Raw genomic sequence first — 15,387 nt, 5'->3', positions numbered from 1 at the left:
GGCACGATTGTTGTTATGATCTTCGTTCCAAAGCTACGTAAAGGGCCGGGAAGGAAACAGTGGGCCGCCCGCAGTGTCAATGCTCTCACTGAGATAGCAGGGTTGCGGCTGCTATACGCGCTTTCCTTGCGTGCGGGAGCGATACGCGACACTCGCCCTCCCCGGTCGGATAACTCGGTCAGATAAACGAAGACGCTGTTGCGCCGGTTGGAACATCAACCGCCGCTCCGCGTTCCTATGTCGAAATCGTTATCAACTTTGGAGAAGACGAACATGAACAAGCTCAACGCGCCGCAGCGTAAGTCCCGGTCCCTGGTGATCGCCGCCGGCGCTCTTGCCGTCGTTACCCTGCTGGGCGCCTGCAACACGTTCGAAGGCATGGGCCGCGACACCGAGCGGGCCGGCGAAGCCATCCAGGACAAGGCCAAGTAATCCATAAAGCTGTTGGCCAATCTGTTGGCGGTCCGGGATTATTCCCGCTCTCGACGGTTGATAAGAACTACCTGGACACAGCAGGAAGATCGAAATGACCCGTTATGAAATGACCGGCCCTCCCGGCACCGCTCCGGAGCCGCCTCCGACGACTCCTCCCGAGGTGCCGCCGGTCGTAGAGCCGCCGCCCGAGGTTCCACCGGATGTCGAGCCTCCGCCCGACGTCCAGCCGCCGACACGGGCTTTTTAGAGAGTTATTGGTTTTAGGTACGGTCCTGGACCGCCGAAGGGGAGATACCGGGTGACGCCCGGTATCTCCCTTTTGCTTTCGGGTTCGCCGGCTGCATATCCCATGATGTCAGCGGCCAACGGCTGGATTGTACAACCTGCCGCACCCCCGCCGCCCCTACCGGACTGCTATTGATTATAATGCTTCGCAATCGGTATTGCTTCGACCTGCGGCTTTGACGACAGGAAGATCGGACCGATGGAAGACTTGGGCGTCTGGGCGCAGCTTGTAACACTCGGGCAGGTCATCGCCATCGATCTCGTGCTTGCCGGCGACAATGCCATCGTCGTCGGAATGGCCGCCGCCGGCGTCCCGAAGGAACAGCGGCGGAAAGTGATCTTGGCCGGTATCGGCGCCGCGATCATGCTGCGCATCTTCTTCGCGCTGATCACGACACAGCTACTCGCCGTGATCGGTCTGACGCTGGCGGGCGGTATCCTGCTGCTGTGGGTCTGCTGGAAGATGTTTCACGAGCTGCGCGAGCAGCCCTCCAACGAAATCACTCCCGACGAAGCGCTGGAAGCCGGCAACCTTCCTGAAAAGGCGAAGCCGATGGGTACCGCCATCTGGCAGATCGTCGTCGCCGACGTGTCGATGTCGCTCGACAACGTTCTGGCGGTCGCCGGCGCCGCCCAGGAGCATCCCTATATCCTGGCGGCCGGCCTGCTGCTCTCGGTCGCCATGATGGGCACCGCCGCCAACCTGATCGCCCATGTGCTTCACCGCCACAGGTGGATCGGATGGATCGGCCTCGTGATCATCACCTATGTCGCGATCAGCATGATCTGGCGCGGCGGCGAGGAAGTAGTCCAGCACACCGCCTTCCTGTTCTGATCCCGTGACGGCAACTTCAGGAGCACCTACCGTCATGCGCGCGACCACCCGGCTCAGGAAGCTGTTCGAGGACGGCCACACGATCGTGGCTCCCGGCATCGCCGACGGGCTTTCCGCCCGGCTGGTCGCTCAGGCGGGTTTCGAGGCGGTCTATGCCAGCGGCGGTGCGATCTCGCGCGGCGCCGGAATACCCGACCTCGGGTTGCTGTCCTCGACGGAGATCGTGTCGCGGCTGGAAGGCATCGTGGACGTGGTGGAGCTTCCGGTCATCGCCGACGCTGATACCGGCTATGGCAACGCGCTGAATGCGCGGCGGGCGGTGCGGGCCTTCGAGCGCGCCGGGGTCGCCGCACTCCACCTGGAGGACCAGACGTTTCCCAAGAAGTGCGGTCACTACGACGACAAGTCTCTGGTACCGGTCGCGGAGATGGTCCAGAAGCTGAGAGCCGCGCGGGATGCCCTGCACGATCCCGACTTCGTGCTGATCGCCCGCACCGACGCGATCGCCGTGGAAGGCTTCGAAGCGGCGATCGACCGCGCCGCCGCCTATGTCGAGGCCGGCGCCGACATGGTCTTCGTGGAAGCGCCGACGACGGAGGAGCAGATCGCCGAGATCGCCCGCCGGGTTCCCGGCTGGAAGCTGATCAACATGTTCCAGGGCGGCAAGACGCCGCTGCTGCCGACCCGCCGCCTGGCCGAACTCGGCTACCAGCTCGTCATCATCCCCAGCGACCTCCAGCGTGCCGCCATCGCGGCGATGAGGCGGGCGCTGCACTGCATCGCCGAGGACGGAAGCACGGCGGCCATGGCCGGGGAGATGGTGACCTTCAAGGAGCGGGAGGCGGTGATCGGCACTGCGGACTATCAGGAATTGGACCGCCGCTTCGGGGCCTGAGCGGTTCCGACAAACGAGAACGGGGTGCCGGGCCACCGGCCCGCCACCCCGCGCTCCTGAAGGACGAAGCCTTCCTTACTCTTCCGGCAGCACCGGCTCGACGTTCCAGATCTCCGATGCGTATTCGGCGATGGTCCGGTCGCTGGAGAACCAGCCCATCGACGCCGTGTTGATAACGGCCTTCCGCGTCCACTGGTCCGGATTGCGGTAGAGGTCGGCCACCGCCTCATGAGCTTCGCGATAGGCCTGGAAGTCGGCCGTCACAAGGAACGAGTCGCCGCCGTCGGTCAGCGCCTGGATCAGCGGCCGGTAGCGGTGCGGGTCGTCGGGCGAGAAGACGCCGCTCGCGATCATGTCCAGCGCCCGCTTGAGGGGCGGGTTGGCCGCGATCACGTCGCGCGGGTTATAGGCATTGCCGTGCCGGAGCGCTCCCGCTTCCTCGGCGGTCAAGCCGAAGATGAAGATGTTCTCCGGCCCGACGGCGTCGCGGATCTCCACGTTGGCGCCGTCCAGCGTGCCGATCGTCAAGGCGCCGTTGAGCGCCAGCTTCATGTTGCCGGTACCCGACGCTTCCATCCCGGCGGTCGAGATCTGCTCCGACAGGTCGGCGGCGGGCATGATGATCTCTGCAAGCGTCACGTTGTAGTTCGGCAGTAGGGCGATCTTCAGCAGCCCACGGACGGAGGGGTCCTGGTTGACCACCTTGGCGACGTCGTTGATCAGCTTCAGCGTCAGCTTCGCCATGTGGTACGACGGGGCGGCCTTGCCGGCGAAGATCTTGGTGACGGGCACCCAGTTGACCGTCTGGCTGTCGCGCATGTCGTTGTACAGCGCGATCGTCTGAAGCACGTTCAGGAGCTGGCGCTTGTATTCGTGGATGCGCTTGACCTGCACGTCGAACATGCTGTCGACCGATACTTCGACGTTCAGTTCACGCCCGATCAGGGCCGCCAGCCGCTTCTTGTTCTGCCGCTTGGCCCGGCGGAACTCCTCGCGGAAGACTTCGTCCTCGGCGCGCGGCTTCAGCGCCTCCAGCTCTTCCAGGTTCCTGATCCAACCGCTGCCGATCCGGCTGGTGATCAGGTCGGACAGCGGCTTGTTGGACTGGTGCAGCCAGCGGCGCGGCGTGATGCCGTTGGTCTTGTTGTTGATTCGCTCCGGGAACTCGGTATGCAGGTCGGCGAAGACCGTCTGCTTCATCAGTTCCGTGTGGAGGCCGGACACGCCGTTGACCTTGTGGCTGCCGATGAAGGCCAAGTTGCCCATGCGGACGCGGCGGTCGCCGTTCTCGTCGATCAGCGACACCTTGGACAGGGTCGCGGCGTCGCTCTTGCGCGCCTGGACCTTCTGAAGGAAGCGGCCGTTGATCTCGTAGATGATCTGCATGTGGCGCGGCAGCACCCGCTCGACCAGCCGCACCGGCCAGGCTTCCAGTGCTTCCGGAAGCAGCGTGTGGTTGGTGTAGGAGAAAGTACGCTGGGTGATGTCCCAGGCATGCTCCCATTGCAGGGCGTGCTTGTCGACCAGCAGGCGCATCAGCTCGGCGATACCGATAGCGGGATGGGTGTCGTTGAGCTGGATCGCTGCCTTTTCCGGCAGCAGGTCGAAGCCGCTGTGATGCTGGCTGTAGCGGCGCAGGATGTCCTGGAGCGACGCGCTGGTGAAGAAGTATTCCTGCTTGAAGCGAAGCTCGCGGCCGGCGTCGGTCGCATCGTTCGGGTACAGGACGCGGCTGAGGTTCTCGGACAGGATCTTCTGCTCGACGGCCTTCATGTAGTCGCCGTCGTTGAAGTGGCCGAAGTGGAAGTCGCTGGTCGCCCGCGCCGACCACAGGCGCAGCGTGTTGATGGTCTTGCCGCCATAGCCGACGACCGGCGTATCGAACGCCATCGCCAGTACGCGCTCGGTATCGATCCATTTGTAGGCGCGCTCGCCCATGCTGTCGCGGGTCTCCTCGACCCGACCGTAGAACTGGACCGGGTACAGGATCTCCGGGCGGGGGAACTCCCACGGATTGCCGAACTGAAGCCAGTGCTCCGGATGCTCGACCTGCCAGCCGTGCTCGAACCGCTGCTCGAACAGGCCGAACTCGTAGCGAATGCCGTAGCCGTATCCCGGCAGGCCCAGCGTCGCCATGCTGTCCAGGAAGCAGGCGGCCAGACGGCCCAGGCCGCCGTTGCCAAGCGCCGCGTCCGGCTCCATGTCGACGATATCGCCCAGCCGCAGGCCAAGCCCGTCCAAAGCGTCGCCGACCGCCTGCATCACGCCCAGGTTGGCGAGGCTGTTGGTCATCAGGCGACCGATCAGGAACTCCAGAGACAGGTAGTAGACCCGCTTGGCGTCGGCCTTGTAGTAGTTCCGCGTGGTCTCCATCCAGCGATCGACAAGCCGGTCCCGTACGCCGAAGGCGGATGTGGTGAACCAGTCGCGACGGGTGGCTGCTCGCGTGTCCTTGCCCACCGTGTAAACCAGACCTTCCAGAAACGACCTTTTAAAGGCTTCCGTGTCCAGGCCCCGGTGTTCCAGGCTTCGCGGATTGTAGCGTGCGTCCATGGATACGAGACTTTCTGCTGCCGACTTCATGATTCGAACCGCGCGCCCTGTTCGTCGCGCGAATGACTACACGTGTACCTGTATTTAGGTTAACACTTCCTGAGCGTTGCTAATCCGGATCTGCATGTCCGGTTGTACCTGACGCGTCTTCCCTGTACCGGTGAAGAGCGTAGGATAATCTCACACTAGCGCGATCCATATCCGTCCCGAAGGGTGAGAACGTGGACCATATTACGGTAATACAACGAATTTCATCGGAAAAGGCAATCAGACGCGCTACCGTTTCGGATATATCCGCTCTATTGGAAGTCGAGAATCGCTCTTTCGAGTCAGATCGCCTTACCCGAAGGAACTTTAATTACCTTCTTAAACGAGGTAACGCCGTCTGTCTGGTCGAAACGGCAGGTTCCGCGGACGGAAGGACGGAGGGGCGGATTGCGGGCTACGTCCTGCTGCTGTTCAACGCCGGGACGTCGCTGGCGAGGCTATATTCCTTTGCGGTAGATCCCGATTTCCGCCGGACCGGCGTGGCGCACCGCCTGCTGGAAGCAGCCGAGCGCGCGGCCAAGGACCATGAATGCGTCTATATCCGGCTGGAGGTCCGGCGCGACAACGAAGCTGCGATCGACCTCTATCACCGGGCCGGCTACCGCGAGTTCGGCATCTACCGGGACTATTACGCCGACCACATGGAAGCGTTGCGGCTGGAAAAGCTGCTGCGACCGGCGACGGGACCCAGCGGAAGGGTGCCGTACTATGAACAAACTCTGGATTTCACCTGTGGGCCTTCCGCCCTCATGATGGCGATGAAGGCGCTCGATCCGGCACTGGAACTCAACCGTATGCTGGAACTCCGGATCTGGCGGGAATCGACTACGATCTTCATGACCTCCGGTCATGGCGGCTGCGGTCCTTACGGTCTGGCCCTGTCGGCGTGGCGCCGGGGTTTCGATGTCGAACTGGTGCTGAACGACGACCGCGCGCTGTTCCTGGACAGCGTGCGCAGCGCGGAGAAGAAGGAGGTGCTTCGTCTCGTCCAGGAAGAGATGCAGGGAGAAATCGCGGAAACCGACATCCGGGTCAGCTATCGCGGCTTCGGGGCCGGTGAGTTGACGGGGCTGGTTGAGGCCGGGGCGATCCCCGTCGTGCTGATCAGTTCCTACCGGATCTACCGCGAGAAGTTTCCGCACTGGGTCGTGGTCGCCGGCAGCGACGAACGGTTCTTCTACGTTCACGATCCCCTGGTCGAAACAGCCAAGCACACCAGCGACACCGATCGCGTCAACATGCCCATCCTCAAGAAGGACTTCGAGCGAATGGCCCGCTACGGCAAGGCCCAGCTCAAGGCCATGGTCGTCCTACGCTCCCGGCAGGATCATCACTGAATGTCGTCTCACCTGATCATCGTCGACAAGTCTTCCTCCTTCAAATTCGACCGCACCGACCTCGAAGTTCTCACGACCAAGGATTACATCGCCCGTCCGGAACTGGTCCGCACGCGCAATCCGAAGATCGTCAACCTCAGCCGGGCCTACAGCTACCTGGGGGCCGGCTACTACTGTTCCCTGCTGGCCGAAGCGCGGTCCCACAAGGTCATCCCGTCGGTCAAGACGATCCTCGACCTCAGCCAGAAGAGCATCTACCGCTACGCGCTGGCGGAATTGGAGGAGCTACTGAAGCGGCGCCTGCACAAGATGGCGCAGCCGCCCGAAGCGTCGTTCACGCTCTACAGCTTCTTCGGCAGCGCCGACGACCGGCGCTTCCAGGACCTGACGCGGCGGACCTTCGACCTGTTCCGCTGTCCGATGCTGAAGATCCAGATCCGGCTGAAGAACGACTGGCACATCCACTCGCTCCAGCCGCTGTCGCTGGACGACCTGCGCGCCGACCAGGAAGATCATTTCCGCGCGGCATTGGACGCCTACACCAAGTCGAGCTGGCGCGAACCGACGGAAAAGCCGGCTCCCCGGTACACTATGGCGATTCTGCACAATCCCAAGGAAGCCCTGCCGCCCAGCAGCCCGAAGGCGCTCCAGAAATTCATCAAGGCCGGTGAAGCTCTCGGCATCACGATCGAGCTGGTTGAAAAAAAGGATTATCTGCGTCTTGCGGAGTATGACGCTTTGTTCATCCGCGAGGACACGTCGCTCGACGACCACACCTATCGCTTCTCGAAGAAGGCCGAGAAAGAGGGGATGGTGGTCATCGACGATCCCAACTCGATCCTGAAATGCACCAACAAGGTCTATCTGGCGGAGCTTCTGAAGGCTCACAATCTGCCGGCGCCTAAGACAGTCATCGTCGACCGCGGAAAGATTCCCTGGCTCGAGCAACAGATCCCCTATCCGATCGTGCTCAAGATCCCCGACGGCTCATTCTCCCGCGGTGTATACAAGGTTCAGAACAGAGGAGAACTGGAAGCCACCGCGGCAACTCTGTTCGAAGAATCGGACGTAATACTGGCTCAGGAATTCATGTACACGGAGTTCGACTGGCGGGTCGCGGTCTTGAACCGGCAGCCGATCTTTGTCTGCCAATACCTGATGGCGAAGAAACATTGGCAAATCGTAAAGCATAGTACTGACGGCCGCTTCGAGCAGGGCTCGTTCAAGACCATGCTTGTGGATGAGGCGCCGAAAGCTGTGGTGGATATTGCCGTCAAGGCTGCCGGCTTGATCGGCAACGGCCTTTATGGAGTTGATCTCAAACAGAATGACCGAGGCATCTTCGTTATCGAGATCAATGACAACCCTAATATTGATACAGGTGTCGAGGATCTGAGGTTAAAGGATGAATTGTATAAAATTATTGTTCGCGAGTTCATAAGACGTTTGGACGGTAGGACAAATGGGGAGGTTGCCCGCAGCTGAGCGATATACCGCTTATTTGTACGCACACAAACAATTTCTTTAGTTGCCACCGGTGGAACATTCGGAAACGGCCCGCGTTGAATTCGCACAACACCGGAGCAACCGGGCCTGAGCCGCCAAGGGCTCAACCAAGGTCGGCTCCTGAAGAGGCAAAGGATCGATCGGGAGAGAAGCAAATACTCGGAAGATAGCGGATATTAGATCCGGGTCCTGGGAGTGCCGGCTGCCACCAGCACTCCAGGGCGGAGCTTGGAACCAAGTCCGCCTTTACAGGATCCGGTGAAGCACTGGCCCATCGGGACCTGCCAGTCCCTTTAGACCGGACCGCACCGCGCCCCGGTGCCGCCCCTCAGCGATCAAGAACGCGCGAACAAGAGACGATTGGAGCGTACATATGGCTTACTCGTTCGACAGTGAACTAGTCAACTGCATTCCGAATTTGCAGCGCTACGCCTGTAAGCTTACCCGCGACGCGTCGAGTGCGGAAGACCTGACCCAGGACTGCCTTGCCCGCGCCCTTTCCCGCTCCCATCGGTTCGAGCCGGGAACCAACATGCAGGCATGGCTGACCACCATGCTGAAGAACCTGCACTTCAACAACCTCCAGCGCGACAAGCATGTGACCAAGGTCGAGCTTTGGGACCACGCCATGTCGGTCGAGCCTTCACAGATTTCCAGCCTCGTGTTCCGCGATGTCGATCGTGCCTTCGACAGTTTGACGCCCTGCCAGCGCAAGGTCGTCCGTCTGGTCGCGATCGAGGGCCGGCCCTATCAGGAAGCGGCCGAAAAGCTCAACGTTTCGATTGGTACGATCCGTTCGCGCCTCTGCCGCGCAAGGGAGCGGTTGAACAACCTTATGGCTGCCTGAGATCCACGGGCGCGGGGATCTATCGAACCGCGCCCCGTCTTACACGTCTTTTCCCCAGCATCCGCCATTTCCGGCGGCATGGAGCAGTCATGTCCCCAGCACTACGGTCTCCACTGCAAAGGAACAAGAAGTGGGGCGGATTTGTTAAGCTCGCGGAATCACTCTCGTCGCCTGAGTGTGCCACTTTTCAATCACGGGGGCAGATTGCGATCCGCAATCAACATTGCGGTTACAAGTCAATTCAGCCTAAATGGCAGAGAAGTGCTCAAAAGGGCTCGAAAGTGCTCATAGTCGATGAGAATACCGCCTGCTTCGGTTTGTTCCCGTTGCGGGGTGAACCGCACCTTGTAGCGCCGGGATGTTTATCAATGAAGCGACTGACGATGAGCGATATCAACGCCTATCTGGATGGCGCGCTTAGCGACGAGGAGAAGCGGGAGGTCGAGTTGGTGATCAGAACCGACATCGAGGCGGCCGCTCTCCTCCAGCAATATCGGCAGCATGTCCAGGAGCTTCATCGCATCTATGACGGCGTCCTGAACGAACCGGTGCCCGAACGTATGCTCGATCTGCTCCGACGGAAAAAGACCGAAGGAGCCTGAAACTGCTGGGCGCCATGAATGCCGCTTCCGATTAAGAAAAAAGAACGCCGCGAGGTCATTGGACCAATTCTTCACTTCAGGGGTGTACAGGGCGAACGCTGGCGCGTTTCCGCCCTTTTCGTCCTGAATGGTGCCGCCGAACCACCCGACATGAAAGCCGACGGCGTCATGCTGCCGATCCCGCCGCGTCACATCGCGACGCTTGGCAAGCGGCACGTATGGCGATGGGAATTCGCGGTTCCCAGAGCTGAGGACGAGACCCGCGTCGGTTATGGTTTCCCTGATGGCAGCCGCTGGTACATGACGGTTCCGGGCCGGGCGGCAATGCCTCGTATTGCCTATACCGCCTGCAACGGAACCGAGGACGAGGACGTCTTCAGCCAGCAGAACCTGCCGCGCAACGCGCGCTGGGGTCATTTGAACGGGTTGCACCGGACGCGGCCGTATCACCTGCTGTTTCACGGGGGCGATCAGCTCTACGCCGATGCATTATGGAAGGACTGCCCCTCGCTCAAGGCTTGGCAGGCCCTGCCCGCCCGCGACGCCGTCGCGGCACCTTTCACGTCCGCCATGGCCGAGGAGGCGGAGGCCTTCTATTTCGACCTGTATTGCCACCAGTGGAGCCAGGCCGAGGCGGCGGCCCTGCTGTGCACCGTTCCCTCCATCATGATGTGGGACGACCACGATATCTTCGACGGATGGGGCTCCCATCCTGACGAGCGTCGTACCTGCCCGGTCTTCCAGGGGATCTTCGAGATCGCGCGCCGCAGCTTTTCGTTGTTCCAGTTGGGCTGCGCTCCGGACGATCCAGCGGATTGTATCTGGGGTGCGTCGGTCGGCACCTTCACGCAGGGGTTCAAGATCGGCGATCTGGGCATCTTCGTCCCCGATCTGCGGACCGAGAGGACCCAGGCGCGCGTGATGAGCGAAGAGACATGGACGGAACTGCCCGGCTGGCTCGAGCGGTTCGACGGTTGCAGGCACGTGCTCCTGATGTCCAGCGTCCCGATGGTCTTCGCCAACCTCCACGCCGTCGAGCGTCTGATCAACTTCTGGCCGGGAACGGCTTCCATGGAAGACGACCTGCGCGACCAGTGGCGCAGCTACGTCCACGAGAAGGAGTATCTGCGGTTCATCCGCCTGCTGGGTGGCATGTCGCGCGACCGGCAGCTTCGGCTGACTGTTCTGTCGGGCGAGATCCACCTTGGCGCCTGCGGCGTCATCCGCGGCGCCGGCTTCGAGATGTGGCAGTTGACGTCCTCGGGGATCGTCCACCCGGCGCCGTCCAAATTCTATGCGGACGTGCTGGAACGGTTGAGCCGGGGCACGGAGACGATCGCCACCGACACCACCCTCGAGATGGTCCCCTTCGAAGAAACCGGACGCCGGTACATACGAGCACGGAACTGGCTTGAACTGACATTCGACGAAGCCGGGCACCTCAATGCCCACTGGCAGGTGGAGGGCGAGAAGGAGCCGCTGATGCGGATCATCTGAATGGATGCCGGTCAGGTCAGTCGGAACGCTTGACCGCAAAGGCCAGTCCTGGGACGGGCTGGCCTTTTTCCCAGCGCGGTACGGCATCCTCCAGCACGGAAAGCTCCAATCCGGACTCCGCGACGACCCTGCGAAGATAGGCGGCACTGTGGGCGTAGCGGCGAGACGGTCCCAAGAGGTAGCCGTCGCCTCCGCAGTGCTCGACGGAAGCGCAGAAGTAGCCGCCGGGACGCAGTCCCAGAGCGGAAGCCCGCATGACGGGCTCCAGATCGCCGACATAGACCAATACGTCGGCCGCGACGATCAGGTCCCAAGCGCCCGGCGTCCCGGCGATCCCGCTGACCAGGTCGGCTACTTCAAGATGATCGTAGACGCCTCGCCGCCGCGCCTTCTCCACCATGCGTGGCGCCAGGTCCGATCCATGAAGCCGGCGCGCCAGCGGACGGAACGCCACCCCGGCAAGGCCGGTACCGCAGCCGACATCCAGGACGTCGAGGTCGCCATCCGCGATACCGGGAAGCCGGTCGGCCAGGGCGCGCAGCGTCTGTGGCGCCTGATACTTCAAGCGGATCGTCAGATCCTCATCGAACCTGTCGGCGTAGCGGTCGAACAACGCCCTGACATAGGCTTGCGACATGGTTTCCGTCGGATCGCCCTCGATGCGGCAGATCAGTGCCTGCACGGCGCAAGGATCGTCCGGGCCGGCGTCCAGGCACCGGTACAGGGCATCGGTAGCCTTCTTCCTCTCGCCCAAATCGAGCCAAGCCCGTCCGAGCGACAGCAGGCCCCTGGGCAGATCCGGAGATCGGCGCAGCAGCGGCTGGAGATTTTCGACCGCCGCCAGCGGATCGCCCGAGGCGATCAATGCTTCGGCCAGCTCCACGGTCGTACCCGCGTCGCCGGGATCGAGAAACAGGGCCTCACGGAACTGCTCCACCGCCTGGGCGGGCTGGCCGGCAGAGACATGGATGCGCGCCAATGCACGGCGAACCATTGCGTTGTCCGGCCGTTGCGCCAGCAGCCCGTTCCAGACTTCGAGGGCGCCAGGATTGTCGCCGATCCGGGCACGGGCTTCGGCCAGACCGTATTGCCAGTCAGCCCGGAACGGTTCCAGGTCGGCGGCAAGTCGATATTCCTCCACTGCTTCGGTCCATCGCCCCTGATCGGCGAGCAGACCCGCCAGCGCGCCCCTTGCTTCGCCGCAGGCCGGAGCCATCCCTATGGCGGTCCGAAAGCTGTCCTCGGCGGCGTCGCCGATGCCCGCATCCCGTAAAGCATAACCCGCGATCAAGGCCGCTTCGGCTATGTCCGGGAAGTTTTCCAGCCCGTGGCTGGAATCGGTATCGATCAAGATCTGAGTTTCCGTGATAGACGGCTGGTGCCTCGACTATCGGATATGCTCTACCCTACCCGTTCGGTCAATTGGGGATTTCTGTCACCACTATTTATGTACCCTTATGAAGTATTTAAATCCTATCGAACTTACCCGCTTAACGGGTCCAGGTTACATACCTGTTGACGTAGAGAGGAATTTCTGAAAAAACCTTTGTAGGTGCCGCGTGTGGCACTTGGAACTCAAGCCAGGAGGCGGTCGCCGTACCGGTATCGGCGATCGGTGAATAAATCCGTGCATGTGTACGGTGCCAGCGCGCAAGCTGGTGAGAGCCAGGGGGAAGAAGATCAATGCAGGCACCTTACGGGCGTCCGCGCATCTGTAAGTCACATCTGTTCATGACCGCGGTAGCGGCAGCGATGTGGTTCATACCCCCGGGCACGGCACAGGCGGCAAGCTGCACCGAGCATGTTCTGGAAGCGGAACGTGAGCTTGATATCCCGCGAGGCCTTCTGCTTTCGATCGCTCTGGTAGAGAGCGGCCAGGACGGATCGCCACAACCTTTCGCGATGAACCTTGACGGCAAGTCCGTCTATTCCGACAGCGCCAGCGAAGCGAAGTCGCACCTCCTCGATAATCAGGGACGGGTGCGGCAGAATGCCACGGTTGGATGCATGCAGCTGTCCGTTCAGCATCACCGGGCGAATTTTCGTCCCGTCGAACGCATCCTGGACCCCTCCGCCAATGTGTGGTACGCCGCTCGCTATCTGAAGCGCCTTCGTGCCGACTCGGGAAGCTGGAGCGCCGCCGTCGCGCGCTACAATGGGGGCGGGCGGTCGCAGCAGCGTGAGTATACCTGCAAGATCTACCAGCACCTGGAAAGCCTGGACAGGAACAGCGCGGCGCTGCTTCAAGGCGCCCGGTGCGCCCAGGGCGACCCGGCTATCGCGCCGGAGACCCGTCGCGCCTTCCGCAGGGCTCAGGTCGCATCGCAGGGCTGATCTCCGGTCCGGAGATCCGGGCTTGAGCATCTCCCGATCGAGGCGAGACTGGTTTACAGGGCGTCGAACCGCTAAATGGTCACGCCATGAATTACCGCCACATCTTCCATGCCGGCAGCTTCACGGATGTGATGAAGCATGCCGTCGTCGCCCTGATCCTCGAGCGTCTTTGCGCCAAGGAAACCCCGTTTGGCGTGCTCGACACCCATGCCGGGATCGGACGCTACGACCTCGAATCGCAGCAGGCAAGCAGGACCGGAGAGTATCTCGGCGGGATCGCGCGGGTCATGGCGGCGGCGGAGCGCCTTCCGCCGGGGTTGGGGCCCTATCTGAACGCCGTAAGGGCGCTGAATACCGAACCGGGCATGCTGCGCTGGTATCCGGGATCGCCACGGCTGGCGCGGCAGCTGATGCGGCCGGGTGACCGGCTGCTGCTGGCTGAACTCCATCCGGAAGACGTGGAGACGCTTCGGCAGGAGTTCGCCCGCGACCGCAACACGAGCGTCCAGCACATGGACGGCTATCGTGCCATCAAGGCGCATTTGCCCCTGAAGGAACGGCGCGGCATGGTCCTTGTCGATCCTCCGTTCGAAGTCACGGACGAGTTCGACCGGATGGTTGCGGCACTGGCGACCGGTCATGCGCGGTGGCCTACCGGCATATACGCCCTCTGGTACCCAATCAAGGAGCGGGCGGCGGTCTGGCGCTTCCACGATGCCCTTGAGCGCACCGGTATTCGCAAGATCCTGATGGCGGAGCTGACGATCCATGAGGAAGACACGCACCAGCGCCTGAACGGCTGCGGCATGATCGTGGTCAATCCGCCTTGGCAACTGGACCGGAACCTGGAACTGGTGCTCCCTGCCCTGCATGAGGCGATGGGAGCGCAGGCCGGCGGCGCGAGGGTCGAGTGGCTGGTGCCGGAATGATGAAGTCATAGGCTCGAAAAACGAACGCCCCGGTCTTTCGGAAAAGACCGGGGCGTCGTTTAGGTCGGATATCGGCTTCGCGCGACCGCTCAGGCGGTCTTGCGTGCCTGCTCCTTGGTCGCGACGGTGATCTTCTGCGCGGCGTCGTTGGCGACGCGGGCTGTCACCTCGGAAACCTTGACGCTGCTGTCCAGCAGGAGCTTGACCTCGGCGTTCAGCAGGTCGCTCTGCGCGGAGAGCAGGTCCTGCATGGTGCGGGCGCGCATGATGGTATTCATGCCATCGATGTTGCGCTGCATGGCGCTCTGAGTGTAGCTCATCCACTCGCGAAGGACGGACTGGAAGCCCTCGGCAAGCAGGGAACTGGTCTGAAGCAGAACGTCGAGGTTCTGCTGGGTGCGGTTCGCGACTTCTTCGGAAGCCTTGGCCTGAAGGTTGAACACGCGGCCGAACTGCTGCGTGGTCTGGTTGGCAACCTGCTTGGTCGCCTCGGCGGCATCCGTGGAAATCTTTGAAGCCGTTTCGGTCGCCTTGTCGGTGGCGGCGCGATAGGTCTGGGCGGTCTTCTCGGCTACGTCGCGCGTGGCTTCAGCGGTACGATCGGCAGTCTTGCTGACTGCTTCGGCGCCCTTTTCCGCGTTCTTTTCCATGGTATCGGCAGCGTCGCGAGTGACCTTCTTACCGGTTTCGGCGGCTTCGGCCGTTGCACCACGGGTCGCCTTGGCGACGTCCTCGCCAGCATCTTTGACAGTGCGGGTAGTGGTGTCTTTATCGGTCGCCATAGTCGACTCCTCAGATATCAAATTCTGTCCGAGCCCAGATCGGGCATGCGGCGTTAACGTTTCGTTAACTCATCTTGTTGCGCCGGTATACCATATCAACGCACATGCAACAAAGTATTTTTGATGAACAATCTCTAACTCTCGAAAGGTCATAATTTATTATTTATCTTAGGTGCACCGCACAACAAAACTACAAGACCACCTTTTGTACAGATGAGGTACACTTTCGTTAGAGGTTGCAAAGCAGCATGGCTTCCTATCCATGAAAAGCGCAGCAGAATCATGCATCTGAGCGCATCGACTTTAAGGAATGATAATTCATCTTCTACCCTGCGCCGAAAAGAAAATGGCGGCTCCGGGACGGAGCCGCCATTTGGCGATGATCCTGCGGCGGAGCGGTTCGGTCAGGTTTTCGCCTTCAGCAGTGCGCCGATCTCCCCGACGATGCCGCGCCGGAACAGCAGGACGCAGACGACGAAGATGACGCCGGTGACCACCGTCA

General features: G+C 61.7%; 14 protein-coding genes. 11 read left to right on the top strand and 3 right to left on the bottom strand.

Annotated elements, in window-relative coordinates:
- The first annotated feature begins 273 nt into the window (after nt 1-273).
- The 4 genes from N826_RS41825 (at nt 274) to N826_RS20725 (ending at nt 2,450) form a co-directional block, all read left to right on the top strand.
- The gene (locus N826_RS41825; protein WP_147040860.1) at nt 274-432 is read left to right on the top strand and encodes an entericidin A/B family lipoprotein; all 159 of its coding nucleotides are present in this window, start codon (nt 274-276) and stop codon (nt 430-432) included.
- Between the two features lie 94 nt (nt 433-526).
- On the top strand, nt 527-682 hold the full coding sequence (locus N826_RS43230) for a hypothetical protein (protein ID WP_157599356.1): 156 nt from the start codon (nt 527-529) through the stop codon (nt 680-682).
- 237 nt (nt 683-919) lie between these two features.
- Nucleotides 920-1,555, top strand: a complete 636-nt coding sequence (locus tag N826_RS20730) for a TerC family protein (protein WP_044431979.1) — start codon at nt 920-922, stop codon at nt 1,553-1,555.
- A 34-nt stretch (nt 1,556-1,589) separates the two neighbouring features.
- Nucleotides 1,590-2,450: an isocitrate lyase/PEP mutase family protein gene (locus N826_RS20725; protein WP_044431978.1), complete on the top strand. Its 861-nt coding sequence runs from the start codon at nt 1,590-1,592 to the stop codon at nt 2,448-2,450.
- Between the two features lie 75 nt (nt 2,451-2,525).
- On the opposite strand, the gene N826_RS20720 is transcribed toward N826_RS20725, so the two are convergent.
- A complete protein-coding gene (locus tag N826_RS20720; protein ID WP_044431977.1) occupies nt 2,526-5,003 on the bottom strand; it encodes a glycogen/starch/alpha-glucan phosphorylase in 2,478 nt (825 codons plus the stop codon).
- Between the two features lie 221 nt (nt 5,004-5,224).
- Between N826_RS20720 and N826_RS20715 the strand changes: the two genes are divergently transcribed.
- From N826_RS20715 to N826_RS20695, 5 genes are all read left to right on the top strand, one after another.
- Nucleotides 5,225-6,388, top strand: coding sequence for a GNAT family N-acetyltransferase/peptidase C39 family protein (locus N826_RS20715; RefSeq protein WP_186818097.1), 1,164 nt, complete (start codon nt 5,225-5,227; stop codon nt 6,386-6,388).
- Nucleotides 6,389-7,873 carry a RimK family protein gene (locus N826_RS20710; RefSeq protein WP_044431976.1) on the top strand — a complete coding sequence of 495 codons (1,485 nt, stop codon included), beginning with the start codon at nt 6,389-6,391 and terminating at the stop codon, nt 7,871-7,873.
- A 394-nt stretch (nt 7,874-8,267) separates the two neighbouring features.
- Complete coding sequence (locus N826_RS20705; RefSeq protein WP_044431975.1) at nt 8,268-8,741, top strand: sigma-70 family RNA polymerase sigma factor; 474 nt, start codon at nt 8,268-8,270, stop codon at nt 8,739-8,741.
- A gap of 368 nt (nt 8,742-9,109) precedes the next feature.
- The gene (locus tag N826_RS20700) at nt 9,110-9,343 is read left to right on the top strand and encodes an anti-sigma factor family protein (RefSeq protein WP_044431974.1); all 234 of its coding nucleotides are present in this window, start codon (nt 9,110-9,112) and stop codon (nt 9,341-9,343) included.
- 150 nt (nt 9,344-9,493) lie between these two features.
- Nucleotides 9,494-10,840 carry an alkaline phosphatase D family protein gene (locus tag N826_RS20695; protein WP_244619653.1) on the top strand — a complete coding sequence of 449 codons (1,347 nt, stop codon included), beginning with the start codon at nt 9,494-9,496 and terminating at the stop codon, nt 10,838-10,840.
- A gap of 16 nt (nt 10,841-10,856) precedes the next feature.
- Here N826_RS20695 and N826_RS20690 read toward each other — a convergent pair whose 3' ends face one another.
- Nucleotides 10,857-12,191 (bottom strand): tetratricopeptide repeat protein, encoded by a 1,335-nt coding sequence (locus N826_RS20690; protein ID WP_052831697.1) that lies wholly within the window; start codon nt 12,189-12,191, stop codon nt 10,857-10,859.
- 401 nt (nt 12,192-12,592) lie between these two features.
- On the opposite strand from N826_RS20690, the gene N826_RS20685 reads away from it, so the two are divergent.
- Nucleotides 12,593-13,174 (top strand): transglycosylase SLT domain-containing protein, encoded by a 582-nt coding sequence (locus N826_RS20685; protein WP_169789392.1) that lies wholly within the window; start codon nt 12,593-12,595, stop codon nt 13,172-13,174.
- Between the two features lie 86 nt (nt 13,175-13,260).
- Entirely contained in the window at nt 13,261-14,103 is an 843-nt protein-coding gene (locus N826_RS20680) for a 23S rRNA (adenine(2030)-N(6))-methyltransferase RlmJ (protein ID WP_044431972.1), read from the top strand.
- An 89-nt stretch (nt 14,104-14,192) separates the two neighbouring features.
- Here N826_RS20680 and N826_RS20675 read toward each other — a convergent pair whose 3' ends face one another.
- Entirely contained in the window at nt 14,193-14,885 is a 693-nt protein-coding gene (locus N826_RS20675; protein WP_052831693.1) for a phasin family protein, read from the bottom strand.
- Nucleotides 14,886-15,387 lie beyond the last annotated feature (502 nt).

The organism is Skermanella aerolata KACC 11604 (assembly GCF_000936425.1).
Classification (GTDB): Bacteria; Pseudomonadota; Alphaproteobacteria; order Azospirillales; family Azospirillaceae; genus Skermanella; species Skermanella aerolata.
Note: the sequence above shows the minus strand (reverse complement) of the source record. Positions and strands in the feature narration are given on the sequence as shown.

Excerpts from the sequence above, each read along its gene's own strand:
- N826_RS41825 (WP_147040860.1), top strand. The coding sequence starts at position 274 with ATGAACAAGCTCAACGCGCCGCAGCGTAAGTCCCGGTCCCTGGTGATC.
- N826_RS43230 (WP_157599356.1), top strand. The coding sequence starts at position 527 with ATGACCCGTTATGAAATGACCGGCCCTCCCGGCACCGCTCCGGAGCCG.
- N826_RS20730 (WP_044431979.1), top strand. The coding sequence starts at position 920 with ATGGAAGACTTGGGCGTCTGGGCGCAGCTTGTAACACTCGGGCAGGTC.
- N826_RS20725 (WP_044431978.1), top strand. The coding sequence starts at position 1,590 with ATGCGCGCGACCACCCGGCTCAGGAAGCTGTTCGAGGACGGCCACACG.
- N826_RS20720 (WP_044431977.1), bottom strand. The coding sequence starts at position 5,003 with ATGGACGCACGCTACAATCCGCGAAGCCTGGAACACCGGGGCCTGGAC.
- N826_RS20710 (WP_044431976.1), top strand. The coding sequence starts at position 6,389 with ATGTCGTCTCACCTGATCATCGTCGACAAGTCTTCCTCCTTCAAATTC.
- N826_RS20705 (WP_044431975.1), top strand. The coding sequence starts at position 8,268 with ATGGCTTACTCGTTCGACAGTGAACTAGTCAACTGCATTCCGAATTTG.
- N826_RS20700 (WP_044431974.1), top strand. The coding sequence starts at position 9,110 with ATGAAGCGACTGACGATGAGCGATATCAACGCCTATCTGGATGGCGCG.
- N826_RS20695 (WP_244619653.1), top strand. The coding sequence starts at position 9,494 with ATGAAAGCCGACGGCGTCATGCTGCCGATCCCGCCGCGTCACATCGCG.
- N826_RS20685 (WP_169789392.1), top strand. The coding sequence starts at position 12,593 with ATGTGGTTCATACCCCCGGGCACGGCACAGGCGGCAAGCTGCACCGAG.
- N826_RS20680 (WP_044431972.1), top strand. The coding sequence starts at position 13,261 with ATGAATTACCGCCACATCTTCCATGCCGGCAGCTTCACGGATGTGATG.
- N826_RS20675 (WP_052831693.1), bottom strand. The coding sequence starts at position 14,885 with ATGGCGACCGATAAAGACACCACTACCCGCACTGTCAAAGATGCTGGC.